General features: G+C 62.1%; 25 protein-coding genes. 14 read left to right on the top strand and 11 right to left on the bottom strand.

The window, feature by feature from the left end; all coding sequences use genetic code 11:
• Positions 1–35 precede the first annotated feature (35 nt).
• The 3 genes from ACEN83_RS19360 to ACEN83_RS19370 all read right to left on the bottom strand — a co-directional run bounded on the left by ACEN83_RS19360 (position 36) and on the right by ACEN83_RS19370 (position 5604).
• A complete protein-coding gene (locus ACEN83_RS19360) occupies positions 36–1148 on the bottom strand; it encodes an SCO family protein (RefSeq protein WP_007973795.1) in 1113 nt (370 codons plus the stop codon).
• Between the two features lie 17 nt (positions 1149–1165).
• Positions 1166–3973, bottom strand: coding sequence for a multicopper oxidase domain-containing protein (locus tag ACEN83_RS19365; protein ID WP_495578114.1), 2808 nt, complete (start codon positions 3971–3973; stop codon positions 1166–1168).
• 185 nt (positions 3974–4158) lie between these two features.
• The gene (locus tag ACEN83_RS19370; RefSeq protein WP_116581595.1) at positions 4159–5604 is read right to left on the bottom strand and encodes a sensor histidine kinase; all 1446 of its coding nucleotides are present in this window, start codon (positions 5602–5604) and stop codon (positions 4159–4161) included.
• A gap of 279 nt (positions 5605–5883) precedes the next feature.
• On the opposite strand from ACEN83_RS19370, the gene ACEN83_RS19375 reads away from it, so the two are divergent.
• From ACEN83_RS19375 to ACEN83_RS19390, 4 genes are read left to right on the top strand one after another with little or no spacing between them, the layout of a single operon-like run.
• On the top strand, positions 5884–7230 hold the full coding sequence (locus ACEN83_RS19375) for a hypothetical protein (protein ID WP_495578115.1): 1347 nt from the start codon (positions 5884–5886) through the stop codon (positions 7228–7230).
• 35 nt (positions 7231–7265) lie between these two features.
• Positions 7266–9515, top strand: coding sequence for an Ig-like domain-containing protein (locus tag ACEN83_RS19380; RefSeq protein ID WP_495578116.1), 2250 nt, complete (start codon positions 7266–7268; stop codon positions 9513–9515).
• Between the two features lie 60 nt (positions 9516–9575).
• Positions 9576–10037, top strand: a complete 462-nt coding sequence (locus ACEN83_RS19385) for a curlin (protein WP_007973790.1) — start codon at positions 9576–9578, stop codon at positions 10035–10037.
• Positions 10038–10065: 28 nt separating this feature from the next.
• A complete protein-coding gene (locus tag ACEN83_RS19390; RefSeq protein ID WP_495578117.1) occupies positions 10066–11517 on the top strand; it encodes a curlin in 1452 nt (483 codons plus the stop codon).
• A gap of 170 nt (positions 11518–11687) precedes the next feature.
• On the opposite strand, the gene ACEN83_RS19395 is transcribed toward ACEN83_RS19390, so the two are convergent.
• Together ACEN83_RS19395 and ACEN83_RS19400 are read right to left on the bottom strand one after the other, a co-directional pair.
• The gene (locus ACEN83_RS19395) at positions 11688–13094 is read right to left on the bottom strand and encodes an FAD/NAD(P)-binding protein (RefSeq protein WP_495578118.1); all 1407 of its coding nucleotides are present in this window, start codon (positions 13092–13094) and stop codon (positions 11688–11690) included.
• A gap of 14 nt (positions 13095–13108) precedes the next feature.
• Positions 13109–13672: a helix-turn-helix domain-containing protein gene (locus tag ACEN83_RS19400; protein ID WP_116583269.1), complete on the bottom strand. Its 564-nt coding sequence runs from the start codon at positions 13670–13672 to the stop codon at positions 13109–13111.
• Between the two features lie 84 nt (positions 13673–13756).
• Here ACEN83_RS19400 and ACEN83_RS19405 point away from each other — a divergent pair, with 84 nt between their 5' ends.
• From ACEN83_RS19405 to ACEN83_RS19435, 7 genes are all read left to right on the top strand, one after another.
• Positions 13757–14692 (top strand): DMT family transporter, encoded by a 936-nt coding sequence (locus tag ACEN83_RS19405; protein WP_495578119.1) that lies wholly within the window; start codon positions 13757–13759, stop codon positions 14690–14692.
• Positions 14693–14899: 207 nt separating this feature from the next.
• Positions 14900–17818 (top strand): monovalent cation/H+ antiporter subunit A, encoded by a 2919-nt coding sequence (locus tag ACEN83_RS19410; protein ID WP_495578120.1) that lies wholly within the window; start codon positions 14900–14902, stop codon positions 17816–17818.
• On the top strand, positions 17818–18162 hold the full coding sequence (locus ACEN83_RS19415; protein ID WP_007973781.1) for a Na+/H+ antiporter subunit C: 345 nt from the start codon (positions 17818–17820) through the stop codon (positions 18160–18162). Before ACEN83_RS19410 ends, ACEN83_RS19415 begins: the two co-directional genes overlap by 1 nt.
• Positions 18159–19844, top strand: a complete 1686-nt coding sequence (locus ACEN83_RS19420; RefSeq protein WP_116583266.1) for a monovalent cation/H+ antiporter subunit D — start codon at positions 18159–18161, stop codon at positions 19842–19844. Before ACEN83_RS19415 ends, ACEN83_RS19420 begins: the two co-directional genes overlap by 4 nt.
• Complete coding sequence (locus ACEN83_RS19425; RefSeq protein WP_116583265.1) at positions 19841–20329, top strand: Na+/H+ antiporter subunit E; 489 nt, start codon at positions 19841–19843, stop codon at positions 20327–20329. Before ACEN83_RS19420 ends, ACEN83_RS19425 begins: the two co-directional genes overlap by 4 nt.
• Complete coding sequence (locus tag ACEN83_RS19430; RefSeq protein WP_007973773.1) at positions 20326–20604, top strand: K+/H+ antiporter subunit F; 279 nt, start codon at positions 20326–20328, stop codon at positions 20602–20604. Before ACEN83_RS19425 ends, ACEN83_RS19430 begins: the two co-directional genes overlap by 4 nt.
• Entirely contained in the window at positions 20601–20963 is a 363-nt protein-coding gene (locus tag ACEN83_RS19435; RefSeq protein WP_218483711.1) for a Na+/H+ antiporter subunit G, read from the top strand. Before ACEN83_RS19430 ends, ACEN83_RS19435 begins: the two co-directional genes overlap by 4 nt.
• Before the next feature lie 141 nt (positions 20964–21104).
• Here ACEN83_RS19435 and ACEN83_RS19440 read toward each other — a convergent pair whose 3' ends face one another.
• From ACEN83_RS19440 to ACEN83_RS19455, 4 genes are all read right to left on the bottom strand, one after another.
• On the bottom strand, positions 21105–21542 hold the full coding sequence (locus ACEN83_RS19440; RefSeq protein ID WP_495578121.1) for a DUF3995 domain-containing protein: 438 nt from the start codon (positions 21540–21542) through the stop codon (positions 21105–21107).
• 107 nt (positions 21543–21649) lie between these two features.
• Positions 21650–22663 carry an ABC transporter substrate-binding protein gene (locus ACEN83_RS19445; protein ID WP_495578122.1) on the bottom strand — a complete coding sequence of 338 codons (1014 nt, stop codon included), beginning with the start codon at positions 22661–22663 and terminating at the stop codon, positions 21650–21652.
• A 118-nt stretch (positions 22664–22781) separates the two neighbouring features.
• On the bottom strand, positions 22782–22985 hold the full coding sequence (locus ACEN83_RS19450; RefSeq protein WP_007973767.1) for a hypothetical protein: 204 nt from the start codon (positions 22983–22985) through the stop codon (positions 22782–22784).
• Complete coding sequence (locus tag ACEN83_RS19455) at positions 22985–23455, bottom strand: hypothetical protein (RefSeq protein WP_495578123.1); 471 nt, start codon at positions 23453–23455, stop codon at positions 22985–22987. Before ACEN83_RS19455 ends, ACEN83_RS19450 begins: the two co-directional genes overlap by 1 nt.
• A gap of 412 nt (positions 23456–23867) precedes the next feature.
• On the opposite strand from ACEN83_RS19455, the gene ACEN83_RS19460 reads away from it, so the two are divergent.
• The 3 genes from ACEN83_RS19460 to ACEN83_RS19470 all read left to right on the top strand — a co-directional run bounded on the left by ACEN83_RS19460 (position 23868) and on the right by ACEN83_RS19470 (position 24877).
• Positions 23868–24116: a hypothetical protein gene (locus ACEN83_RS19460; protein WP_495578124.1), complete on the top strand. Its 249-nt coding sequence runs from the start codon at positions 23868–23870 to the stop codon at positions 24114–24116.
• A gap of 161 nt (positions 24117–24277) precedes the next feature.
• A complete protein-coding gene (locus tag ACEN83_RS19465; protein WP_495578125.1) occupies positions 24278–24508 on the top strand; it encodes a hypothetical protein in 231 nt (76 codons plus the stop codon).
• A gap of 132 nt (positions 24509–24640) precedes the next feature.
• Positions 24641–24877 carry a DUF2789 domain-containing protein gene (locus ACEN83_RS19470; RefSeq protein ID WP_007973758.1) on the top strand — a complete coding sequence of 79 codons (237 nt, stop codon included), beginning with the start codon at positions 24641–24643 and terminating at the stop codon, positions 24875–24877.
• 5 nt (positions 24878–24882) lie between these two features.
• Here ACEN83_RS19470 and ACEN83_RS19475 read toward each other — a convergent pair whose 3' ends face one another.
• Positions 24883–25086: a hypothetical protein gene (locus ACEN83_RS19475; protein WP_429382853.1), complete on the bottom strand. Its 204-nt coding sequence runs from the start codon at positions 25084–25086 to the stop codon at positions 24883–24885.
• Positions 25087–25362: 276 nt separating this feature from the next.
• Complete coding sequence (locus ACEN83_RS19480; protein WP_495578126.1) at positions 25363–26970, bottom strand: methyl-accepting chemotaxis protein; 1608 nt, start codon at positions 26968–26970, stop codon at positions 25363–25365.
• Between the last annotated feature and the right edge of the window lie 21 nt (positions 26971–26991).

Consider the following 26991-nt stretch of genomic DNA (forward strand, 5'->3'; position numbering starts at 1 on the left):
ATAGCAATTGACTGGCCAACGTAACTATTTTGACGCTATTGCATTTGGGGTACGTTCGGTTGCGTAACTGAATGATGATGTTCAGGCTCCTCGCTACCACTGGCCAATGGCGCCACGGGCGGATGCTGACGGTCGGTTTCTTCGTGCAGGAAGTCGATGATGGACTGGGCGGACTTCTGGTCCAGCCGCAGGTTGGGCATCGAGATTCTGTTGTAGCGATCGAACAGTTCCATCGCAATCGGGTCCTTTTCCGCCAGCATGCGATCCGGTTCGCGGATCCAGCGGTTGAGCCAGGTCGGATCGCGCTGACGGGTCACGCCGATCAGGTCCGGGCCGATGCTGCGCAAACCAATGCCCTGTCCGTCCTGTGGGCCGAGGCTGTGGCAAGACGCGCAGCGGGTGCGGAACAGCTCTTCGCCATTGCTTGGCGGACGAATTTCCGGTGCATCGACGTAGCTTTCTTCCACACTGGGCTGCTTCCAGTTCTGCAGGGTGTTGGCCAGTTGGTCGGCCAGGATCCACGGATTTTCGAACGGCGAGGCTTTCATCCAGCGACCCGTTTCCTGGTTGCCGACGATCAGGCTCAGGTTGTGGTCCTTGTTGCGTCCGTTGTCGATGCCGTCGATGAACAGGCCCAGTTTCTGCCGCAGCTCGGTGACGTCGGCGAATTCCCCGGTGAGGAATTTCCACCCGGGCCCGACCTGGAAGCGTTGCGCATAGGCCTTGAGCACCTCGGGGGTATCGCTCAAGGGGTCGATGCTGATGGAGTAGAAGAAAATATCCTTGCCGACCCTGTCTCCCAGCAGTTTCTGCACCTGACGCAGACGCGCGGTTTCCAGGGGACAGGAGTCGCTGCACGTGGTGAAGATGAAGTTGATCACCACCACCTTGCCTTTGATCATGTCATCGAAAAAACGCAGCTGCCGACCGTCCTGGTCGGTCAGCAGGGTGTTGGGGAAATAGCCGGCACCCCAGGGGGTGGCGTCCTCGACGACAGCGGGTTCGGCAGCGGCTGCCGGAGCCGCTGTGGGCGTCGACAATGGCTGGCTGGCGACCAGCAGCTGGCTGGCCAGCAAACCGGTCACCAGCATCAGCACCAGGTGCATGCCCAAAGCGCGTGAGCGTGGTGAATGCAACTTCGTGTTCATGTCGACACCCTCCCGGTTCATTTCGTGACGGTCACTTTCGGACCGTAACCATCACCGGTACGGAAGGTTGGCAGCGCGGCAGAGTTCACGTAGCGCACACCATCCCAGCTCGGCAGCGGTGTCGGCATCAACTGGAATTGCCCCGGGTGTTCAATGTCCCAGCGCAGCAGCATCGAGTTGTCCTCGTGCTGCGTGTTGTGACAATGCTCCATATAGGTCCCGGCGAATTCACGGAAGTTGATCGCCATCTCTACGCTGTCCAGCCCATCCTTTTCCGTACCGATGCGGTACACGTCCTTGCGCGCCCATTTTTCCCACTCAGGCGGCGCCTTGCCGCCGCGGCTGAGAATGATCCCCTCCTCGAAGTGCACATGCACCGGATGGCTCCAGCCACCGCCGCCGAGCTTGATGTTCCACACCTCCAGGGTCCCGAAGCCCTTGACGCCGGCATCGGTCGGTCCACTGGCCAACTGGGTGGCCGTGTTCAGGCGACGTGGATCCATGTGGAAGCCGAAGCCACCATCGGTCTTGACCGTCCAGGGCGCCTCATCGGTGCCGTCGGAGCGGCCGAAGGTGAAGGTGCGATGGCGGGCCTTGGCCAGCAGCGCCTTGTCGGCCGCGTTGTCGCGATGGATCTTCAGCGGGATCATCACCAGGCCTTCAGCCTTGCCCGGTTTGGCCGGCTCGTACAGCGCCGGGTCCATGGCCAGGTCCTGGCCTGTGTAGGCCTTGACGTTGAGCTGCAGGATCTTGCCCACCGCCGGATCACCCCTGTCCCACTGCGGTCCCTTGCTGCTTTGCTTGATCACCGCCAGGTATTTCTCCGAGAGCACGTCCGCCAGCGCCACCGGCTCTTTCGGGCCTTTGCCGTCGTCATGCACCAGCAGGTTGACGAAGAAGATCTTGTCGCCTGGCTTGATGCCGTTTTTCGCGAAGTTGACGATGATGTCGAACCGCTCGGCAATGCCCTGGGTGGGCAGGATGGCGTTGTGGTTCTGTTTGTCGCCGTCGGCGTCCAGGTCCATGCTGCCGTCGAAAGGCACGCTGTGTTCCATGATGTTGCCGTCGTTGGCGATCATGTGGAACGGCACCCGGGCATAGGACACACCCGAGCCTTTGGGGCCCTGGAACTCGCCGCTGGTGCCCTTGATTTCACGTACGAGCGCCAGTTTGTAGTAACGCGATACCGAACCGTTGAGGATGCGGAACCGGTAGCTGCGGGCCCGCACGTCCAGGGTCGGTTTCCACTGCCAGTTGACCAGCACCTGGTCACCGATGAAGCCGTCGGTGTTGAACGGGTTGAACCATAGCTGACCAGTCTGATCCCAGGCCTTGTCGGCCACGACCAGGTTGACGTCGTAGTCGCGGTTACCCCAAGGCAAGGCGCTGCCGCTGGGGAAACGCAGGTTGACGCCGTCGTTCACCGATTCGTTGCCACGGTCCAGGGCGCTGTAGTAGTTCATCATCGCCGCGTTGCCCTTGTAGACATTCTGCGCGGTGAAATCGAGCATGTGGTCGTGGAACCAGTGGGTACTCATGGTTTCACGCCAGTCGCCGCGGATCTTGATGGTGCCGTGGTCGCAGGTTTTCAGGCCAGGGCTGCCGTCGTTGGTCCACAGGGTTTCGCCGGGCGAGCAAGGGAACGCCGCACGCGGATCCTTGGCATCGGTATTGATGCTGTCATAGCCGGCCAACTGGATCGGCCAGCGATAGTCGTAATACTGTCCCGGAAAGAAAAACGCGTTGGCATAGCCGTCGCTTTCCGCCGGAGCGTGACCGTTGTGCTCGTGGGTGCTGATGGTGTGCAGGCCGAAGCCCATGTTCGCGCCAGGGTCGATCGGCAAGCCGTTGTAGTGACGCATCAACACCGGCTGGCCATACCTGACCATCAGCAGTTTCGGCGGCAAGGTGCCGTCGAAGGTCCACACCGAGTTGTGCTTTTGCACCGGCATGTTCGGGTGAAAACGTGCATCGACGCCCTTGGAGGTGCCATCGGTTGCCGGTACACCGGCGACGTTGTGATACAGACCGCCGGGACCGAACTCGCCCACGGCGTAGTGGTGCATTTGCCGGGCATCACGGATACCGCCATTGACCCGTGCGCCGGTCTGCACGGTTTTGTAGGCGTTCTGCGGGTAGAACTCGTTCCAGCGCTGATGGGACCAGCCTTTTCCTGGTGGACGGCCTTCGGCGGAAGAACCGATACGGCGGTTGAGAAAATATTCGATCTGCGCCTGCCACGGATTGCGGTCAACCGCATTGGAATACTGGCTCGGAAAGGGTGTCAGCCCCGGTTGGCGCAAAAAGGCATCGAGCGCCGCGGTGGGCGGTGCACTGCGCGCCGCACTGGTAGGGTCCTGTTGCGGCAAAGGGCCAATGGCCGGTGGTGGAAACGGCAGCGGTGCAGAGGGAGTGGTGGGGTCGAGTTTTTCCGGCCCGAATTCCTCGAACAACACCAATTGCTGGGTAAATGGCTGCGCGCCGAACAACGGGCTGGGCTTGCCATTGGTGGGGTAATTGAAACTGGTTTGCTGTGCCGGCGGAAGTTGGTTTTCCACCCGGGTGGTATCCCGCGAGCCTTTGTTCCCGTCAGGCAGATCGAAGGAATCCTGGTTGGCCTCCGGCATGCTCAAAATGGCATTGAGCGCCGCCGGTTCATCCGCGGGTTCGTCGTAATACGCCGAAGGATCGGTAGGCTCTGGCTGTCGCTCGTCGTCGATGGGGCTGGCGCGCAATGTCGCGGTGCCCAGCGCCATTGTCAATACGACGCCCAAAGGCGTTAACAGTGTCAAACGTTTGAAGTTGTACCGAGCTTTTCTTTCCATCACCAGCCGCCTCGATGTCGTGAAGGGGGTGATGGTGGCTGTGCAAGGACCTCGCCAGCTTTGTAACTGTTTTATACAAAAGTATTAACACCCGACAAAACAATGGCTTATCAACATCAATGTGCCATGAGCGTGGGAATGACTGGGGAGTGACACCCGCTAACGGGGATAGTTCATCCCCGCTTTCAGGGGACCAACATGAACGACAGACGGACCGTCGTGCCCTCGCCTTCACGGCTGTCGAGGGTCACTGCACCGCCAAAACGCTCCATGATCCGCTTGACCAGCACCAGCCCGACGCCCAGCCCGCTCTGCTTGGTGGTGAAGAACGGCCGGAAGGCCATGGTGCGCTGTTCTTCGCTCATGCCGATGCCGGTATCGCTGACCGTCACGCTGACACGCTGAGCTTCGCGCGGCTCGATCCGGATGGTCAGCGTTCCGCCGCTGCCCATGGCTTCCAATGCATTGGACAGCAGGCTATTGAGGATCTGGGTCAATTGCACGTGCTGGCTCAGGACCATGGGCGTCTGGCCCGGCTCGAACACCACATTGACCCTGGCCTTGCCGATCTGCTGCTCGTAAGCCAGCAGGCTGTCGTGCAGTGCAGCCACCAGGTTCACCGGTTCCGCCTCGTCATTGAGTGGGCGCAGGGACTGGAGCAACTCTCGTACCCAATTCGACATGCGATCGACCTGACCGATGATGTCGGTGATGTTGCCGTGTGCCGGACCGTCGTCGAACTCTATCGCCAGCTCGGCGCTTGAACGGATGTTCGCCAACGGATTGCGCAGACTGTGGGCGACCGCCGAGGACATCTCCCCCAGCGCGACGAAGGTTTCGTTGGTGATCAACTGTTTCTGCTGCGTCGCCAGCAGGATCGCCGCACGCCGCACGATCCAGTACAGCCCCAGGTAAATCAGGGCGCCGCCCAGGGCGGTCGCCAGCCAGATCAGCACCAGGCCGCGCTCCATGCGGTTGATCAGGTCCTGCGGTTCCTTGTAGATCTCGACCATCGCCGTGACAGTGGTGCCATCGGCGTCGAACAGCGGAATGTAGTTCTCGAGGAAGATGAATTTGGGGCGCACCGCGAACTTCTGCTCCATGCGGGACTTGTCCACATCGTGGTAACTGGTCGACACGGAAGTCTTCGAGTTGAAGGCCCGCTCGAGGTCTTCATCGTCATGAATCGTGGTGCCCATCAAGGACGGGTTGGTCGACCAGATCACCATGCGGTCGGGGGCATAGATATTGGCCAGGATCACGTCCGGCAGATTTTCGATATGGTCGAGGAATTCATCACGGGCACTGGCCCGGGCCAGCGGGTCGACGTCGGGAAAGTCCTTGTCTGTTCGCGGGTCGAGCAACTCGCCCATGGTCCGCACATTGGGCATCGACACATGGCGCACCTCGGCCGTGGCAATCGCCTGGACGAACTGTGAGGTCAACAGCGCATCGCGCTGCACGCTTTCGGTAATCACGAACCGCGTCGACACCGCCCCCAGCGCCACCGCCACCGTGCCGATCACCGCCATGCTGATCAGCGAAAACCAGCGCAGCAGATCGAACGGCTGCTTGCGCGTTCTCAAGCGGACTTCGCTTTCGCTCGCAAGCACTTTGGCGATTGTGGTCATGGACACGTTCCCGGTAACCCCCCATAGGTTTATAGCCCACCCGAGGCAAATTGCCCGAACCTGGGGGCTGTGATTCCCCACCCGCCCCTACGCCCCATCACCCCCAACATTGGGGACAACCGCCCGTTTGAGCACTTCCCGGTCTGTCGGCCGCGACTGCGTCAACGCCTTTAACCCGGGCCTCTCACGGGCGTTTTCGCTAATTGGTATGGAAGTTGCCAACTTCCCAGCCAACTGACCCACCCCTATGGGGCAGGTACTTCGATAGAGGGAATACTCATGCACCCTTTACTGTACAAAACCGCGACCGCGCTGGTCGTGACCGCTCTGGCCCAAGGCATCGCCCAGGCAGCGCTGTTTGCCGTAGACCCGGGACCCTACCTGCCAGCCAACGGCAATTTCGCCGCCTGGTATCAGGATTCCCACGGCCGAACACTTGACCTGTGCCTGTCAAAGGCTGTCAGTTCCAGGGTTGCCAGCGCGCCTGGCGCCCCGACTTACATGTGCTCGCTGATTCCTAACCCGGGGATTTTCGATGACACCAAACCGTTGGTCTTCCCGACCAATTTCCCCGACGAAGCGTTCTGGGCGACAGGCGAAACGACCATCGTCGACGCCGCCCGAGGCATCGACCTGACCTATGTCTCGGCGCTCGAAGCCGCCTTCAGCGGTGGTGATCCGCTGGAGGGCGATCAGATCAGCTTCGCCCGTATCCGTATCCGCGTCGACGTGCCGGTTGCCGGCACCTATGTCATCACCCACCCCTACGGTGTCGAGGTATTCAATATCGACACCCCCGGCCGGCGGGCGATCAACATGACCCGGGACATCGGCATCGGTGCGCCAAAAACCTATAACGGCGCGCTCAAGGGTGACGTCGGACCGTTCCTGCGCAGCATCAACGGCCCCTACACCGAGACCAACCCGAGCACGGGCCAGGCGGAAAAATTCGTTGGCGACCCGAACCTCAACGAAGCCGTCACCGGCAGCCCGTTCAATACCAACTACGTGCGCATCGAAGGCCCCAATGGCCTGGACTTGCGCACCACCCTCTTCGCCGTTTCCGGCAAGTTGTCGACGGTGGTCCGGCCGACTCCGGTGATCGCCGAACGCAGCACCTACTCGCGACATGCCGGCGCCAGCGCACCGGTGGCCCAGCAGGATGTGTTCGTGATGGCCCCGCCGCCACCGGCCAGCGTGACCCTGACCAGCAACAACCCGGTGCTGAACTTCTCCGAAGCGAACACTACCGGCCACTGGTATGCGCAGTCGCCGACCAATCCGGCCCTGCCAAGCACCTTGCAGGTGACCGCCGACAACCACCTGGCCATCCCCAGCAGCACGCCGACCGTCTTGCCCATGCCGCTGACCGACCTGGTGACGATCTCACGTGCCGAGTACAGCCTGAACACCGGGCAAATCAGCATCACCGCCTCGACCAGCGATGAAACATCGCCACCGGTGCTCACCGCTACCACCGGCACCGGTCTAGCCATCGGCGCCCTGAGTGGCGACGGCGCCGTGAAAAGCCTGGCCACCGGCATCACGCCGATTCCGCCAGCCCAGGTTCGCGTGACGTCATCCAATGGCGGCAGCGATACCGAAGAAGTGGTCATCGTGCAATGAACGCTCACATGCCCAGATCCTCATCAGGAGGCATCATGAACAAATGGCCACGCCTGGCGGTCAACGCCCTGGGACTGACTCTATCGTTGTCCGGCAGTGCTTTCGCGCAACTCGCCGCCGTCGATCCCGGCCCTTACACCTTTGCCACCGGGAAATTCCCGATCTGGTATCAGGACAAGAATCTGCTGTCGATGGAGCTGTGCCAGTCCCGTGCCGTCAGCACACGGGTCGCTGCCAGTGTGCCGCCGGCCTACATGTGCACCCTGCTGCCGACACCCGGCATTTTCGACGACACCCAGCCGATGGTGTTCCCGGATAACTGGCCGGACGAAGCCTTCTGGTACCTGGCCGAGACCACCATCCCCAACAACGCCGCCGGCTATGGCATGGACGCTTATGTCGCCGGGATCGAGGCTGCCTTTGCCGGCGGCAATCCGGTCGACGGCGACCAGATCAGCTTCGCGCGGATTCGCATGCGGATAAACATTCCCACTGCCGGGACCTACACCATTACCCACCCCTATGGTGTGGAAACCGTCAACGTCACCACGCCCGGACGGCGTGCGATCAACATCACCCGGGACGTCGGCATCGGTGCGCCAGGGGTGTTCACCGGTGCGGTCAACGGCGCGATCGGGCCGTTCCTGCGCAGCGTCAACGGCCCCTACACCGCGGTGAATCCGGACACCGGCGCCATCGAAACCTTCATCGGCGACCCGAACCTCACCGAGGCCGTGACCGGCAGCCCCAACAACACCAACTTCGTACGCATCCAGGGCCCGGCCGGGACCATCCAGACCAACCTCTTCACCGTGGCCGGCAAGGTGCTTGACAGCCGCGCGCAAACCGCCGTGGACATGAGCCGCGCCACCTACCGGCGCACCGCCGGCACGGGGGGCAACAGCACCCGGGTCGAAGTGTTCGCCAAAGCCGACAATGGTTCAACCCTGTGCTTTCGCGAAAGCATCGCCCTGGTGCCCGGCCCGCCACCCACGCCTTGCCAGACCAGCATGGTGAGCGATAACAACGGCACGTTCTTCGCCCAGCATCTGTTGGCCAACGGCACCGTGCCTCCGGTCGTGGTGGTGACCGCCACCAACCCGGCCGGCACCACCCGCCCGACCTCGGTGTCGAGCAAGCTGTCGGACGTGGTGAAAATCCAGACCGCTCGGTACAGCTGGAGCAACCACAGCCTGCTGATCGAAGCCACCTCCACAGACGAAGTGGTGGTACCGGACATGGTCGCCCAGGGTTTCGGACGACTGACGAAATCCGGCACCCTGCAAAGCCTGACGGTGGCTGACCTGGCCCAACCACCTGCAACCGTCACGGTGAAATCCGCCGCCGGTGGCAGTGACACCGAGCCGGTCGTCGTCGTCGGCACTGCACCGGACACCGGCGCCAACCAGGCACCGATCTCCGTCGCCGATACCGGCAGCACCAGCTTCGGTGTGCCGATCACCCTCAACCTGCTGGCCAACGACAGGGACCCTGATGGCAACACACCGCTGAGCATTACTGCGCTGACCCCACCGGCTGCCGGCCAGGGCACCGTGGCATTGAGCGGCACCACGGCGGTGGTCTACACCCCTCCCGCCGTGGTCAACGCGCCGCTGACCGCGACCTTCACCTACAAGGCCCAGGACGTCAAAGGCCTGGCCTCGACGACGGCGGCAACCGTGACCATTACCGTGGCGCCAAATCGGCCTCCGGTGGCAGTCGCCGATGCCGTCACGACACTGGGTGTGGCGATCCCGATCAGCGTGCTGGCCAACGACACCGATCCGGAAGGCAACCTGCCACTGGCCGTCGCCAGCTTCACTCAACCACCGACAGGTCGCGGCATCGTCAGCAGTAACGGCACGGTGCTCACCTACACCCCACCGGCCAGCTTCCCCACGGCCTTCACCACGACCTTCACCTACTTCGCCAGGGACAGCTTCGGCGCCGTGTCGACGACGCCGGCCACGGTTACGGTGCAGGTCTCGCCAAAGCCTGCTGCGGAAACCTTCGCAGTGACCACCGCAACGGTGAGCGCCCGCTCCAATAACCGCTTCACCTGGGACTTTGCCGGCACCTCATCGGTGACCACCGGCAACACCATCACCGTCAAGGTCACTACCCCTGCCGGGCTGGTCACCCTGGGCACCACCTCCGTACCGGTGAATGGACGCTGGAAGTTGACGGTGAACAACACCACCACCGTGGTTCCGTCGGCGAACCCGACCGCCACGATCACCTCGTCCCAAGGCTCCGTGCGTTCGGTGCCGGTGATCGCCAACTGAGCCCACGCCCCATCAGCCACGCTGGCTGATGGGGCCGGCTTCAAACCTAAGGACAGGTCCATGAAAACTTCGACTGCCACCTTGCTCTGCCTGCTTCTGCTGTGCGGCATTACAGGCGTGCACGCCGACGATCTGATGGAAAACGAGGACCTCGGCCCCGGTGGCGATCTTGGTGAGTTGCCACCTCCGGCAGGTCAGCACGCGCTGATCGACCAGAACGGCCAGGCCAACGTCGCGATGCTGCAACAGAACGGTCAGTCGTTGCTCGGCACCATCGTCCAGGCGGGAAGCAATCAGGAGGCTTACATCCTGCAACAAGGAAGCGACTTGATGGCAATGATCAATCAGCAAGGCTCCGGTAACGATGCCTCGATTACCCAGACAGGCAGCCACAACCGCGCCCGGATCTCGCAGAACGGCAATGACAACAGCGCCAGCATCGACCAGGCCGGCACGGGGCTGCAAAGCGCCGTGAACCAGTCCGGGAACGGTATGAGCGTTTCGGTCAAACAATATCGCTAAAGCACTCACCCGATATGGAGATTCAATCATGTTCAAATTGACGCCCCTCACCGCCGCGATCCTCGTCATGGCCAGTGCCCAGGCCATGGCTGAAGACAGCATTTCCAACCAGTTTCAGGACGGCACCGCCAACATCGCCGACGTGAAGCAGATCGCGGCTCCGCTCAGTAGCGCCAATCAACAGCAACAGGGTCTGGGCAACGATGCCGCGGCGGTGCAGGACAGCGCCACCAGCACCATCGACCAGCAACAGTCCGGCCAGTACAACGCCGGATACGCCGAGCAGCTGTACGAGGACGGCAGCACCATCCATCAGCTGCAATCCGGCACGTACAACAACACCCATGCCAGCCAGTCAATCGGCGTGGGTAGCAGCGAAGCCTTGCAGCAACAGGAAGGTAACGGCAACTTCTCGCTCATCTACCAGAGCAGCCAGGACGGCGCGTCCGCCAAGACCTTCCAGTTCGGTGACAACAACGAAGCCAACGTCGAACAGATGGAGGTGGGCATCGACAATAAAGCGACGGTCACCCAGCACGGCAACGAGAACTACGGCACCGCCGAACAGGTGTTGCACAACGGCGCCCGGATGGACATCAACCAGAACGGCGACGGCAACTATGCCTATGGCGACCAGCGCAACGGCCAGGGCGGCAACCTGAGCATCAACCAGCACGGCAATGGCAACGGCACCGAAGTCTGGCAAGAGACACAGGTCGCCAGCCAGGCCACCATCAACCAATACGGGAACACCAACGAAACCATCGTCGACCAGAGCTTTGGCGATAACAACGTGGCTTCGGTGCTGCAGGTCGGCAACCTCAATGCCATCTATGCCGACCAGTACGAATCCACCAACGCGACCCTGGCGCTGTATCAACAAGGCAACAGCAACGTCCATTACACCTATCAAAACGGCACTGACCAGGTGCTCAATGTCAACACCACAGGTGACGGCAACAAGGTCTATGCCAGCAACTGGAAAGGCCCGCAGGCCGGCGGCCAGTTCGGCAAGAACCAGCGTGCGACCATCAACCAGAATGGCAACGACAACGTCGCCAACTTCACCCAGAACGGCACCGGCCATATCGTGACCACTAACCAGACCGGTACCGGCAACAAAACCACCGTCAGCCAGGACAATTTGTATAACGAGCTGTACTTCGACCAGAACGGCACTGACAACATCCTGATCTCCGACCAGCGCGGCGAGACCAACCTGGCCATGGGCAGCACAATGGGTACGGGCAACAGCACCGAATTCAATCAGGACGGCAGCAGCAACCGTGCGTACACCCAGCAGTTGTCCGGCAGCAGCGACAACATGATCACCGTGAAACAGGCCGACACCATGAACGTGGCCTATGTCACCCAGGGCGGTACCGGCAACATCGCCAACATCGACCAGAGCGGCATGGCCCAGACCGCCACCGTGCAACAGTATGGTTCGACCAACCAGGCCACCGTGATGCAGCAGTAGTCGGGGGGCTGCGGGGAGCCTGACACCCCGCGGTGTTTCCCTGTAGGAGCTGCCGAAGGCTGCGATCCTTTGATCTTGATCTTGCATCCCTTTGACATTGTCAAAAATCAAGATCAAAGGATCGCAGCCTTCGGCAGCTCCTACCGGCGCGGTGTGTTGAATGGACGGCCTTAGCGCACCAGTCGCTCGGCCAGCGCCTTGGCCTGGCTCGCCACATCGGTGACGGCCGTGCTTTCCCACCACATGCCGCGCAACGGCGGGCCCATGGCAAACAGACGGCTGGCGGGCAGCCCTTCGGCGTTCAGCACCGCGCCATCGACTTCTGCCGCGATGCCCAGGGCCAACGGCCCGGGCCGCACCAGGCCACGGGCGAGCAGTTGCCGGGGCAGCGGTCGCGCGACGCGGCGCCAGTCGTATTCGATACCGCTGGAGTTGATCAGGGCAGCACCGCTGACCACACAGGCCTGCGCCTCTCCGCGTCGTCGAAGGCGAATGCTCACCCCGCCATGGATCGAAGGCTCAAGGCCCTGGTAGGACGCTGCGTGAATACGCAACCGTCCTTCTTTATACAAGCGCTCGACCAGTTCGGCACTCAAGGGTGGCGAGCGGTGGTGATGGCTTTCCCACCAGGGCCGCACATGCCGCACGAACTGCCGACGCTGCACATCCGTCGCCTGATGCCACAAGCGGCCGATGTGTGCCCGTACCGTGTCCAGCGGCGCCTGCCAGTCGATGCCCCGGGCGATGGCGTCCCGGCAGTGTCGACGCAATTCGCGCAACAACTGGCGAGGTGTGCGGATGTCCTGATCCTCGGCGAGAAAATCCACCCAGGCCGGTGGCTGGCGGCGCACATGGGGCAGCAGACCATGGCGGGAAAACACTTCGATCGGCCCGCGATGTCCGGCCTGCTCCAGGGACACTACGGCGTCGACCATGGTCAGGCCCGAGCCGATGATCAGGACCGTCGATTGCGCATCGAGCAGCTGCATGGCCGCCACGTCCCAGGGATCGAGGGCGGCCGCATTCAAGCCGCTGGATTGGGTTTGTGGCGTGCGCGCGGCGGGGAACATCCCGGTGGCCAGTACCGCAAAAGCGCCCTGCAAGCCTCGGCCGTCGCTCAAGGTCAACCGCACGGCGTCTGCATCGACTTGCAAATCGACCACCTCGGCCTGCACATGCTCGACCGTCGAACCGACCAAGGCGCCCACCGCCTGCGCTTCGGCCAGGCGTTGCCGAGCGTACAGGCCGAAGATTCCTCGAGGCGGAAACAATTCGCTGATCGGCACATGCTGCTGGTCCGACTCCGGCCAGCCGCCGCCGGCAATGTAGTCGGTAAGCCATTGGGTCAGGTCGTCGGGGTTGTCCGGGTCGACACTCATGCGCGCCGCGTTGCCGTTGAGCGTATGGCCCAACTCCACCGCGCTGTAGGCTTCACCCCGCCCCAACTCGGCCCGGGGTTCGATCACCAGCACCCGACGCCGGCCCGGCAAGCGCATCAACTGCGCCGCCAGCATCGCGCCACTGAGGCCGCCACCGACAATCAGGACCTCGGCGTCATTGTTGAAGGTCTGGCCCATCCTGCTCTCCCTGTTCAGATCACCACATTACGCACAAACCGCGCCGCTACCAGCCCGTCATTGCGATAACAGTGCGGCTGGTTGCTGGCGAACATGAAGAATTCACCCGCCGCAATATTCTGCGGCCGGTCGCCGAGCATAACGGTCAGGCAACCTTCGAAGACATAAATCTGTTCGCTCCAGCCATCGGCGTCCGGCTCCGAGGGATACACCTCGCCCGGTTGCAGGCACCACTCCCACTGCTCGACTTCGCGGCTGGCGCTGGCCTTGGAGAGCAACACCGCCCTGCTGCCGGGGATCGTGCCGGTCCAGGCCAGTTCGTTGATACGGCTGGGATCACGGGCATCGGGGGCCTGGATCAAGTCACTGAAGGCGACGTCGAGGGCTTCGGCCACCCGGTCGAGGGTGGTCAGGCTGACATTCTTTTCCCCCGCCTCGATCGCCACCAGCATTCGGCGGCTGACACCGGATTTTTCCGCCAGCGCGGTCTGGCTCAGGTCGGCGGCATGACGCAAACGACGAACATTTTGACTGACGTGCTGGAGGACCGAAGCCCGTTGGGTAGAATCTTTGTGCACTATATTGCTCACTGAGTGGGGTTGGGCAGTATACTGCGCAACATTCGGCGCATTGTGCGTCCCCCTCCAGTAGCGTGCAAGGTCATGACGTCGGTGAATTCTCCAAAGGCTTCCTCCCGTTTCACAAGGTTCAGCAAGGCCGAATGCGTGCTGGTGCTGATCACGATGGTCTGGGGCGGAACTTTCCTGCTGGTCCAGCATGCGATGACCGTCAGCGGCCCGATGTTTTTCGTCGGCCTGCGCTTTGCCGCCGCCGCGAGCATCGTCGCCCTGTTCTCCTGGCGTCACCTGCGGGACCTGACCCTGTTCGAACTCAAGGCCGGGTCGTTCATCGGCGTGGCGATCATGCTCGGCTACGGCTTGCAGACGGTCGGGTTGCAAAGCATTCCCAGCAGCCAATCGGCATTCATTACCGCCCTGTATGTTCCGTTCGTGCCATTGCTGCAATGGCTGGTGCTGGGGCGGCGTCCGGGGTTGATGCCGAGCATCGGCATCATGCTGGCCTTTACCGGGCTGATGCTGCTGTCCGGGCCGGCCGGTGCGTCGTTCAACTTCAGCCCCGGTGAAATCGCCACCTTGATCAGCGCCGTGGCCATTGCGGCCGAGATCATCCTGATCAGCACCTATGCCGGCCAGGTCGATGTGCGCCGGGTAACGGTGGTGCAACTGGCGGTCACTTCGGTGTTGTCGTTCCTGATGGTGGTGCCGACCAACGAAGCGATTCCGGACTTCTCCTGGCTGCTGCTGTGCAGCGCACTGGGCCTCGGGGCGGCGAGTGCGGCGATTCAGGTGGCGATGAACTGGGCACAGAAAAGCGTGTCACCGACCCGCGCCACGCTGATCTATGCCGGTGAGCCGGTATGGGCCGGGATTGTCGGGCGCATCGCCGGGGAACGCCTGCCGGCGATTGCCCTGGTCGGGGCCGGGTTGATTGTGGCGGCGGTGATTGTCAGTGAGTTGAAGACCAAGGCGAAGGTAGTCGAGGTTGATGAGTTGCTGGAAAGCGAAAGCGGCAACTAGAAAGATCGCAGCCTGCGGCAGCTCCTACAGGGGAACTCGGTGTTCTGTAGGAGCTGCCGCAGGCTGCGATCTTTATTTGCCTCCCGACGAAACAATGTGAATCAGGGCTTTTCCGTCTACCGTGTAGGATTCTGCGACAGCTTGGCGTTTGGCGATCCGGGAGCTGGCACGTATGATGCTTAACAAACTTCCGCAGATTAGAAGCCTATGTCCCTGATAGTTCTACTGCTTCTGCCATTCATAGGCAGCTGTTTGGCGGCCGTGTTGCCGCACAATGCCCGTAACGCCGAATCCCTGCTGGCTGGCCTGATCGCCCTGATCGGCAGCGTTCAGGTCGCATTCCTGTACCCGCAGATCGCCCATGGCGGCGTCATTCGCGAAGAGTTTTCCTGGCTGCCCAGCCTGGGCCTGAACTTCGTCCTGCGCATGGACGGTTTCGCCTGGCTGTTCTCCCTGCTGGTGCTGGGCATCGGCACCCTGGTGTCGCTGTACGCCCGCTACTACATGTCGCCGAACGATCCGGTGCCGCGCTTCTTCGCGTTTTTCCTGGCCTTCATGGGCGCCATGCTGGGGCTGGTGATCTCCGGCAACCTGATCCAGATCGTGTTTTTCTGGGAGCTGACCAGCCTCTTCTCGTTCCTGCTGATCGGATACTGGCACCATCGCGCCGATGCCCGGCGCGGCGCCTACATGGCGCTGATGGTGACCGGCGCGGGCGGTTTGTGCCTGCTGGCGGGGGTCATGCTGCTCGGCCATGTGGTCGGCAGCTATGACCTGGACAAGGTCCTGGCCGCCGGCGACCTGATTCGTGCCCATGCCCTCTACCCCATCCTGTTGCCCCTGATCCTGATCGGCGCCTTGAGCAAAAGCGCGCAATTCCCCTTCCACTTCTGGCTGCCCCACGCCATGGCCGCGCCGACGCCCGTGTCGGCATACCTGCACTCGGCGACCATGGTCAAGGCCGGGGTGTTTCTGCTCGCGCGGCTATGGCCGTCGCTTTCGGGCAGTGAAGAATGGTTCTACATCGTCAGCGGCGCCGGTGCCTGCACCCTGTTGCTCGGGGCGTACTGCGCGATGTTCCAGAACGACCTCAAGGGACTGCTGGCCTACTCGACCATCAGCCACCTCGGCCTGATCACCCTGCTGCTTGGCCTGAACAGCCCGCTGGCCGCCGTCGCCGCGGTGTTCCACATCCTCAACCACGCGACGTTCAAGGCCTCGTTGTTCATGGCCGCCGGCATCATCGACCACGAAAGCGGCACCCGCGATATCCGAAAACTCAGCGGCCTGTACAAGCTGATGCCGTTTACCGCCACCCTGGCCATGGTCGCCAGCGCCTCGATGGCCGGCGTGCCGTTGCTCAACGGCTTCCTCTCCAAGGAGATGTTCTTCGCCGAAACCGTGTTCATCAATGCCACGCGCTGGGTCGAGTTGAGCTTGCCGATCGTGGCAACGATCGCCGGTACCTTCAGCGTGGCTTACTCCCTGCGTTTCACCGTGGATGTGTTCTTCGGTCCGCCCGCGACCGACTTGCCTCACACGCCCCACGAGCCACCGCGCTGGATGCGCGCGCCGGTCGAGCTGCTGGTGTTCACTTGCCTGCTGGTGGGGATCTTCCCGGCCCAGGTGGTCGGCCCGCTGCTCGCGGCGGCGGCGCAACCGGTGGTCGGCGGCACGCTGCCCGAATACAGCCTGGCGATCTGGCACGGCCTGAACGCGCCGATGATCATGAGCCTGATCGCCTTGTCCTGCGGCACCGTGGTCTACCTGCTGCTGCGCAATCAATTCAAGCACGGACGCTTCAACCGCCCGCCCGTCATGGGTCGCCTGGACGGCAAGCACCTGTTCGAATGGGCACTGGTCGCCAGCCTGCGCCTGGCCCGTCGCCTGGAGCCGCGGATTGGCACCCGGCGCCTGCAGATGCAGTTGTTCCTGGTGGTGCTCGCCGCCGTGCTGGCCGGCTTGATTCCCATGCTGCACAGCAGCCTGCACTGGGGCGACCGGCCGAAGATCCCCGGCTCGATCGTCTTCGTCACCCTGTGGTTGCTGGCCATCGCCTGTGCCCTTGGCGCGGCGTATCAGGCCAAGTATCACCGTCTGGCGGCCCTGACCATGGTCAGCGTGTGCGGCCTGATGACCTGCGTCACCTTCGTCTGGTTCTCGGCGCCGGACCTGGCCCTGACCCAACTGGCGGTCGAAGTGGTGACCACGGTGCTGATCCTGCTGGGCCTGCGCTGGCTGCCACGACGGATCGAAGAAGTCTCGCCATTGCCGGGCAGCCTGCGCCGCGCGCGGGTGCGGCGGATACGCGACTTGCTGCTGTCGACCGCGGTCGGTGTCGGCATGGCGTTGCTGGCCTACGCCATGCTGACGCGCCAGACCCCCAACGACATTTCCTCCTTCTACCTGAGTCGCGCCTTGCCCGAAGGCGGCGGCAGCAACGTGGTCAACGTGATGCTGGTGGACTTCCGCGGTTTCGACACCCTCGGTGAAATCACCGTACTGGTGGCCGTGGCCCTGACCGTCTACGCCCTGCTGCGCCGCTTCCGTCCGCCGAAAGAAAGCCTGCAACTGCCGGCCCAGCAACGCTTGCTCGCACCGGATGTGGTCACCGACCTGGTCAACCCGCGTCACGCCAGCGACACCGCGCTCGGCTTCATGATGGTGCCGGCGGTGCTGGTGCGCCTGCTGTTGCCGGTGGCGCTGGTGGTGTCGTTCTACCTGTTCATGCGCGGGCACAATCAACCGGGCGGCGGCTTTGTCGCCGGACTGGTGATGTCGGTGGCGTTCATCCTGCAATACATGGTCGCCGGCACGCAGTGGGTCGAGGCGCAAATGAGCCTGCGACCGCTGCGCTGGATGGGCACCGGGCTGCTGTTTGCCACGGCCACCGGCCTGGGTGCGATGCTGGTCGGCTACCCGTTCCTGACCACCCATACCTGGCATTTTTCGTTGCCGCTGCTGGGGGACATTCACCTGGCCAGCGCGCTGTTCTTCGACATCGGCGTGTACGGCGTGGTGGTCGGCTCGACCCTGTTGATCCTCACCGCCCTCGCCCACCAATCGGTGCGTGGTCACAAAACCGCTGCCCAGCCTAAATCCGTTGCCGCCAAGGGAGCCGTCTGATGGAAGAAGTCATCGCAATCGCCATCGGCGTCCTGGCCGCGTCCGGTGTGTGGCTGATCCTGCGCCCACGGACGTTCCAGGTGGTCATGGGCCTTTGCCTGCTGTCCTATGGCGTCAACCTGTTCATTTTCAGCATGGGCAGCCTGTTCATCGGCAAGGAACCGATCATCAAGGACGGCGTGCCGCAGGATCTGTTGCACTACACCGATCCGTTGCCGCAAGCACTGGTACTGACGGCGATCGTCATCAGCTTCGCCATGACCGCGCTGTTCCTGGTGGTGCTGCTGGCGTCCCGGGGCCTGACCGGCACCGACCATGTGGATGGCCGGGAGCCCAGGGAATGATGGCGATGACCCACCTGATCGTCGCGCCCATCCTGCTGCCGTTGCTGACGGCCGCGATCATGCTGATGCTCGGCGAGAAGCATCGGCCGCTCAAGGCCAGGATCAATCTGTTCTCCAGCCTGCTCGGGCTGGGCATTGCCGTGGCGTTGTTGCAATGGACGCAGACCACCGGCGTGCCAGGCTCCATCGGCGTGTACCTGCCGAGCAACTGGCAAGTGCCGTTCGGCCTGGTGCTGGTGGTCGATCGCCTTTCGGCGCTGATGCTGGTGCTGACCGGCATCATTGGCGTCAGTGCCCTGCTGTTCGCCATGGCCCGCTGGGACAGCGCCGGTTCGAGTTTCCACGCACTGTTCCAGATCCAGTTGATGGGGCTTTACGGCGCATTCCTCACTGCGGACCTGTTCAACCTGTTCGTGTTCTTCGAGGTGTTGCTGGCCGCGTCCTACGGCTTGATGCTCCACGGCTCGGGCCGGGCGCGGGTGTCGTCGGGGCTGCATTACATCTCGATCAACCTGCTGGCCTCGTCGCTGTTCCTGATTGGCGCGGCGCTGATCTATGGGGTGACCGGCACGCTGAACATGGCCGATCTGGCGGTGAAAATCCCGCTGGTGTCCGAAGCCGATCGGGGCTTGCTGCACGCCGGCGCGGGGATCCTGGCCGTCGCGTTTCTGGCCAAGGCCGGCATGTGGCCGTTGAACTTCTGGCTGGTGCCGGCCTATTCCTCGGCCAGCGCGCCGGTGGCGGCGATGTTCGCGATCATGACCAAGGTCGGCGTCTACACCTTGCTGCGCCTGTGGACGCTGCTGTTCTCCGCCCAGGCCGGGGCATCGGCGTTCTTTGGCGGGGAGTGGCTGATCTACGGCGGCATGGCGACCATCGTCTGCGCCGCCCTTGCGATCCTCGCCGCGCAACGCCTGGAGCGCATGGCCAGCCTGAGCATTCTGGTGTCGGCGGGCATCCTGTTGTCGACCATCGGTTTCGCCCAGCCGAACCTGGTGGGCGCAGCGCTGTTCTATCTGTTCAGCTCGACCCTGGCGTTGAGCGCGCTGTTCCTGCTGGCCGAACTGATCGAGCGTTCGCGCTCGGCCAACGAGATACAGCTCGAAGATGAAGCCGAACTGCTGCCCCGCCCCCTGGAATCCCTGCATCCTCCCAAAGGCACCAACCTCGACGACGACCAGAAAGCCGTGGTCGGCCAGGTGATCCCCTGGACCATGGCGTTTCTCGGCCTGAGCTTCATCGCCTGCGCCTTGCTGATCATCGGCATGCCGCCGCTCTCCGGGTTTATCGGCAAACTCGGGTTGATCGGCGCCCTGCTCAATCCGCTGGGCCTGGGCAACAGCGGCGACACACCGATTTCCAACGCTGCGTGGGGCCTGCTGGTGTTGTTGATTGTGTCGGGGCTGGCGTCGCTGGTCGCATTCTCGCGCCTGGGCATCCAGCGCTTCTGGACGCCGGCGGAACGACCATCGCCCCTGCTGCGACGCCTGGAATGCGTGCCGATCTTCGCGCTGCTGGGCTTGAGCATTGCGCTGACCTTCAAGGCCGATCCGCTGCTGCGCTACACCCAGGCCGCCGCCGATGCCTTGTACAACCCGCAGCAATACGTGATGGCTGTCCTCGACACCCGCGTCGTACCGAACCCCACGGCCAAGGCGATCCCGCAGGAGGTGCAACCATGAAGCGTCTGTTTCCCGCCCCCTTGCTCTCGCTGGCCTTGTGCCTGCTGTGGCTGTTGCTGAACCTGTCGACCAGCCCCGGCAACCTGCTGCTGGGGGCGGCGCTGGGGTTCTGCGCGCCGCTGATGATGCGCAGGCTGCGTCCGCTGCCGGTGCGCATCCGTCGTCCGGGGGTGATCCTGCGCCTGGTCCTGCTGGTCGGGCGCGATGTGCTGGTGTCCAACCTCGCCGTGGCCTGGGGCGTGCTCAATGCCGGGCGCCGCCCGCCACGCTCGCAATTCATCAAGGTGCCGCTGGACTTGCGCGACGCCAACGGCCTGGCCGCGCTGTCGATGATCACCACGGTGGTACCCGGTACGGTCTGGTCGGAGCTGGCGCTGGACCGCAGCATTCTGCTGTTGCACGTCTTCGACCTGGACGACGAGGCGCTGTTCATCCAGCACTTCAAGGCGACCTACGAGCGTCCGTTGATGGAGATCTTCGAATGAGCCCCTTGCTGGCGAACGCGATCCTGCTGAGCCTGTTCCTGTTTTCCCTGGCGATGATCCTGACCCTGATCCGCCTGTTCAAAGGGCCGTCGGCCCAGGACCGGGTCCTGGCGCTGGACTACCTGTACATCGTCGCGATGCTGATGATGCTGACGCTGGGTATTCGTTATGCCAGTGACACCTACTTCGAGGCGGCGCTGCTGATCGCCCTGTTCGGTTTCGTCGGCTCCTTCGCCCTGGCGAAATTCCTGCTGCGTGGTGAGGTGATCGAATGAATACGCCCTTGTCGTTGTGGGTGGAAATCCCGGTGGCGATCCTGCTGGTGCTCGGCAGCCTGTTTGCCTTGATCGGCGCCACGGGCCTGCTGCGCATGCAGGATTACTTCCAGCGCATGCACCCACCGGCGCTGGCCTCGACGCTCGGGGCCTGGTGTGTGGCGCTGGCTTCGATCATCTATTTTTCGGCGCTCAAGTCCGCGCCGGTCTTGCACGCCTGGCTGATTCCGATCCTGCTGGCGATTACCGTGCCGGTGACCACCTTGCTGCTGGCCCGGGCGGCGCTGTTTCGCAAGCGCATGGCCGGGGATGATGTGCCGGCTGAGGTGAGTAGTCGGCGTACGGAGAGTGGTAGCTAGAACGAAGATATGTAGTGCCTGGGCGGGCCTCTTCGCGGGCAAGCCCGCTCCCACAGGTTTTGCGTGCGCCACAAATCCACTGTGGGAGCGGGCTTGCTCGCGAAGGCGATAGACCTGTCAACACATCAGCACCGGTCTGCCTCAAATCCAGGCCACCGCCAACAACCCCGCCCCCAACACCACACACAACGGCGAATAAACCCAGGTGTCGAGCCGGGCAAACTCCGAGCCCTTGACCTCCTTGAAAAAGCCCACCAGCTCCGAATCGCCAATGGCCCGGGCAAACAGCAGGATCGCAATGGCGCTGAGCACCCACTGCAACGACCAGTGGTGCAAGGGCGGCAGGCACCAACCCACCCGCCAGCACACCAGCACGGCGATCAACAGCAACGCCCCGGCCACCACCAGCGTGATCCAGCCTCGCGGCTTGAACGCCGGCCTCAGTTTTGTGCTGCCCTCCTGCGGTACTTGCGGGACCGCCGCCACCGCCGCCCACTCGCCACCCAACGCCCAATACACATGCACCAGACTGATCACGGCGAAGATCGTCACCAGCCATTGAGCCAACAGCAAGGTCATGGTCAGGAATCCTTGAAAGGGATTTGAACAGAACATTGTAGGAGCTGCCGCAGGCTGCGATCTTTTGATTTTGCTTTTTCAGACAAGATCGCAGCCTTCGGCAGCTCCTACAGGGCGGCGGAGACTTTGTCCGCCACATCCTTGGGCAGCCAGGCGCGCCACACGTCCGGGTGAGCCTTCATGAACGCCTGCGCTGCCTGGCGCGGCGGCGTATGTTTCTCGCTCATTTCGGCCAGCGCCTTGTTCAGCGGGTCGATCGGAAAGTCGACCTTGGCAAAGAACTCGGCAATCTGCGGATATTGCTTCTGGAACGGAGTGGAGACACCGATCGACAGCTTCGAAGCCAGGGAACGGGTCGGCCGTGGATTGGGGTTGTCGGCGTCGGTCAGGGTCTTCCAGGCTTCGGCGTCGAACGCAGGCTCCTCCAGTTGAATCAGCTTGAAGCGGCCGAGCAAAGGCGTAGGCGACCAGTAGTAAAACAGCACCGGCTTGCCACGATGAATGGACGAACTGATCTCAGCATCCAGGGCCGCGCCCGAACCGCTGCGGAAGTTCACGTAGCTGTCGTCCAGCCCGTACGCCTTGAGCTTCTGCTTGTTGACCACTTCCGAGGTCCAGCCGATAGGGCTGTTGAGGAAACGTCCCTTGGTCGGGGCTTCCGGGTCCTTGAACACGTCCTTGTAGCGCGGCAAGTCGCTGACGCTGCGCAGGTCTGGCGCCAGCGGCTTGATGCCCTTGGCGGGGTCGCCCTTGATCACGTATTCCGGCACCCACCAGCCTTCGGTAGCGCCCTTGACCGTGTCACCGAGGCTGACGACTTTGCCTTCGGCTTCGGCCTTGACCCAGACCGGGCTGCGACCGGCCCACTCTTCGCCAATGACCTGGATGTCATTGTTGGCCAGCGCGGTTTCCAGGGTGATGGTAGTGCCCGGCAAGGTATCGGTGGGCAGCCCGTAACCCTTCTCGACAATGATGCGCAGGACATCGGTGATCAGGCTGCCGCTTTCCCAGTTCAGGTCGGCGAAGTGAATCGGCGCCTGGGCGGCAAACACCGGGGCGGGTATCGCCAGCAAACCGAAAGTGGCCAGGACAGCAGCCAGCAACCGTCGAAATCCGTTCATGCTTTTGCACCTCGTGCTGTTCACAGCAATAGCAGGATGGCCTGGCAGTAGACCGCGAAGCCTCTGAATACTCAGTCCAATGACTGTAGTAGAGGTTCCCGTTTTCGAGGTGCGTGGATCAGTTTTCGGAAATTTCCTGCAAACGCGCCAGCTCACGTCTGACCATGCTGGCGTAGGGCGCCGGTTGCAGTTGGTAAAGCTGTGACGCCACCCAGTTCAGCCAGGCTCCTTGCAGAAGGGTCTTGTGCCCTAACAGCCGCCGCGCTTCGTCTTGAGCGCTGGCCAGGTTCTGTTCATGGAAGTCGGCGCGGGTCTGGGTCATCACTCGCTGGCCTTGAAGGTCACCAGTTCGCCCTTGCGCCACTTGGCCGCTTTGGCGGTCACGGCCTTGAGGGTCTTGGTCAGGCCTTCCTGCAGCTGTTGATGGGCGGCAAACACCATCACCACGCTGTGACCTTCCTTGAACACGATCCCCTGACCGTCGACCGTGGTCACGAAGGCGTAATCGCCAATGCCGTAAACCGTCAGCTTGATGTCGCGGAACTTGATGTCCAGCTTGCCGCCTTCGCGACTGGGCAGCACGGAGGCGCTGAAATGATCGCCGACCTTGAGCTTGAGTCCGGGTTTGTCGTCCACCACCAGGGCTGATTCGGTGTCGATTTCGGCAATGTAAATGCCTTCAGCGTTCTGTTCGGTGATGTAAACGAAACGTGACTGAAACTGCTTGACCAGCTTTGCGCGCAAATCGCCCAGCACGAACAGGGCATGCATATCGAGATTACTTACTGCCAAGGAAACATCCCCACATCTGAAAAATGGTGCCGTACGCGAAAATAATCGCACAGCCAAAAAAGCGGCAATGCCGAAGGTGTAGCCAGAGAACCCGGATTGAAGTCCTGAATGAGCAGTGCACTCATTCATCACGAAGCTTGAGAAGACTACTGGAACGTCACTCGCGTCGTCCTGACTGGCGTTCGTCACAGGCTGAAGGAAAACGCCCTTCCTGCTGCCAGAAAATTATGGACTATCAACTTCGGGGAAAAATCTCACCAAGAGAACAAATTTTCCTACATATCCTCAGCAAAAAATTGCTTTAGATAAACATCATTCACCCACCAGTCAGGGTGATTCTAGAGCAGCGATGCTCCTGGAGACTAGCCAAAACGACGTACATACGTCGGTAAAACAATGAAAAGGACTTCATATGTGCACACTGACACACTTTGCCTATCCCTTGCTGCCTGACTCGGAAACAACAACGATCTCGCACCCGTTACCGCTCGGCCGTTCTGAACCGTTTCCCGATGTCCCGCCCCGCGCGCGCTTTCAGGTGGTGATGGCGGGCATTGCCTTCTTTCACATCAAGGATATTTCTACAGGCTGCGTAAGAGGTTTCCGAGCCAATCATAACGAAGCCTGCGCCCTCGCCCGGTTCCTTGAATCACAGGGTTGACATGCCCGCCACGCTCATTTTCATCGACGTTTGGTCTGCCCGTCGACTTATCTCAGCCGTCGACGGGCAACTACTGCCATACTGCCCGCCCAATAAAACGGATCCGCAACCAATCGGATGGCGTTGACAACAACAATGTATTTCCAGGGGAAGTCTGCAACGTGACGGAATTTGATATCGGCGAGTTTTTTATCCGGGGTGAAGCCAGAGAAGTCGAGGGTGAATTCCAGGCCGTGATTGTCATGCGCGCCAAACCTCCGCTCAAGACCGTGACCTATCACCAGGTCGAAAAAGATCGCTGGTTCAAAACCGCGGATGTCGCTGCGATTGCGGCCCGGGAATCGGCCAGGGAACTGAAGGCGGCGGTCGATGCCGGGGCACTTAAAGCCTGATAGCCGGATTGGCGGTCTATGCTCTGTGTTGCGTTTGAACATCGTGATCGAACTCCACCCGTGCGGCGCCCTCGAAAACAGGAGAGCGCACGTCGCCCCTCGACCCGACTGATGACCTGCAAGGAGATGAAGATGGAATCACCGACACATGACTTGAAAGGCCTGTTCGACCAGCTCGGCCTGGACTCGAGCCAGAAAGCGATCGACGACTTCATTGCCGGCCATTCCCTGCCCGACGACAAGAAGCTCATCGACGCCGAGTTCTGGTCACCACAGCAGGCCGGCTTCCTCAAGGAACAACTGCGCGAAGACGCAGACTGGGCGCGGGTGGTCGACGACCTGAACCTGCGCATGCACCAGACCCACTGACCACTTCAATGCAGGCTGTCAGGTCGTTCCGCGTTCAATTGCGCCAACCAGGCAGCCTTGCACTCCTCCGCTTCGTCGCGACTGGAGAACGCCGTGCCCCGGCGCTCGCCATTGAGCAACACCACCCAGCAAACCTTGCGTCCCATGGAGCGCAGATTGGCAGGTACGCCACTGCCGATCATGACCGCGACATCAACTTTGCCTTGCATGCTGACCTCGAACTTCATTAGCAACCTAATTAATAGGTATGCTAGTTAAATTCTCGACGAGGAAACAGCAAAACGCTGCACAGGTCAGTTGCAGGATTTGTAACAATCCCTCAAGGATGAACACTGTAACTGTGGCGAGGGAGCTTGCTCCCGTTGGACTGCGAAGCAGTCCCTGCTCTTTAGGAAAAAGGAGGGGCCGCTTCGCAGCCCAGCGGGAGCAAGCTCCCTCGCCACAGGTTCCTAATTGTTCGCTTGAGTGAGCAGCATTCGAGGTTTCTAGCGCGGTTTTTCCGGCTTGTAGCCCAGGCGCAAACCGCCCCAATGCCGGCCCTTGAGCATGATCGGCACCGAGAGATCGTGCATCAATTCGCCGGTGTCGCGGGTATAGGTTTGCAGCAGCACGGCCTTCTGATGATTGCCGCAGCGGATCCCGGTGCGGTCGGCGAACTTGCGTTTGGTCCGGTTCTGCAAGGCATCGACCTGCGCGTCCCCCGTCAGCGGCTGGCTGAACGCATGGTTGTGGGTCGGCACATAACCCTGCTGGGTGCAGGCGATGGCGAACACCAATCCTTCGTGACGCGGCAACAAGGGTTCCTGGATCGTTGGCAACACCTGATCGGTGTAGCGGTCGAAACGCGTCTGGTACTTGGTCGGGCTGGTGTTGGGGATGACCTGGTAGTTGCGGTCGAACAGATCGTCCAGGCTGATTCGACCGGCATCGATATCCGCCTCGAAACGTTCTGCAATCCGGCTCGCGCCTTCCCGGGCCAGGTCATAGATCCGCTGGTGATAATCATCCAGCCCGACCTCGGCCAACCGCTCGCTGATGGTTTCGGCCTGCCCTTCCATTTGCACCGCCGCCTGGGCCAGACGCTGAGTCTGCTGGTCGCTGACCGCCAGGTCGCTGCGCATCTGTTCGATGGCGTGAAACAGGCTGTCGAGCTGTTCACGGTTGGTGTCTGCGCCCTGGGCGATTTCCCCGACCTGGGACTCGACACTGGCCGCCAGACGGGCAATGTTCTCCAGGTGCTGCCCCGTGCGCTCGACCTGCTCGACGCCGGTGTCGAGATCGCTGGACAGTTGGCGGATCTGCTCCACCACCTGCGCCGTACGTTGCTGGATATCGGCCACCATCTCGCCGACTTCGCCGGTCGCGGTCGCCGTGCGCGCGGCAAGCCCGCGCACCTCGTCGGCCACCACGGCAAACCCGCGACCGTGCTCCCCCGCCCGCGCCGCTTCAATGGCGGCGTTCAACGCCAACAGGTTGGTCTGGCTGGCGATAGACTGAATCACCAGGGTCACACGCTGGATATCATCGCTGCGCAGGCTCAAGGCTTCGATCAGTTCACGGCTGTTGCTGGCGCGTTGGCTGAGCTGATGCATGCGGGCAATGGACTCGATCAGTTCCGTACGCCCCACCGCGCCGCTTTGATGAGCCTCGCTGGCGGCGCTCAGCGCCTGGCGACTGAGCAGCGAGGTGGCGTGTTCGGTGGTAATCATGACCTCGGCGTTGCTGACGATCTGTGCCGCCGCCGAGAGCTGCGATTGCAGTTTTTCCGCCAGCTGCCGAACCGAGAACGCCACCCCGGCGGCCGAGAGCGCGTTATGGCTGGTGGTGTAGGAAAGATCGCGAGTCAACGCGCCGATGGCATCGGGGTTGTCGGAGGAAGCCGCCTGCGGGGTCGCGCGCGAACGCAAGCGAGGCAGCCAGATGATCAATACGGCCAGGGGCAGGCCAAGGTAGAGCGACCCACCGCCCAACGTCATGCCACATAACAACAGCATCAGGGCGATGCTTTGCAGCGTCGGAGTCAGCCAGCGGTTTTTCGGCAACAGCACTGGTGCAGGCACTGCCGCAGCCAGAGACCCGTCTCTTGTCATCATCGTCACCCCGGAAAACTTCTA

The organism is Pseudomonas sp. Pseusp49, assembly GCF_059491875.1.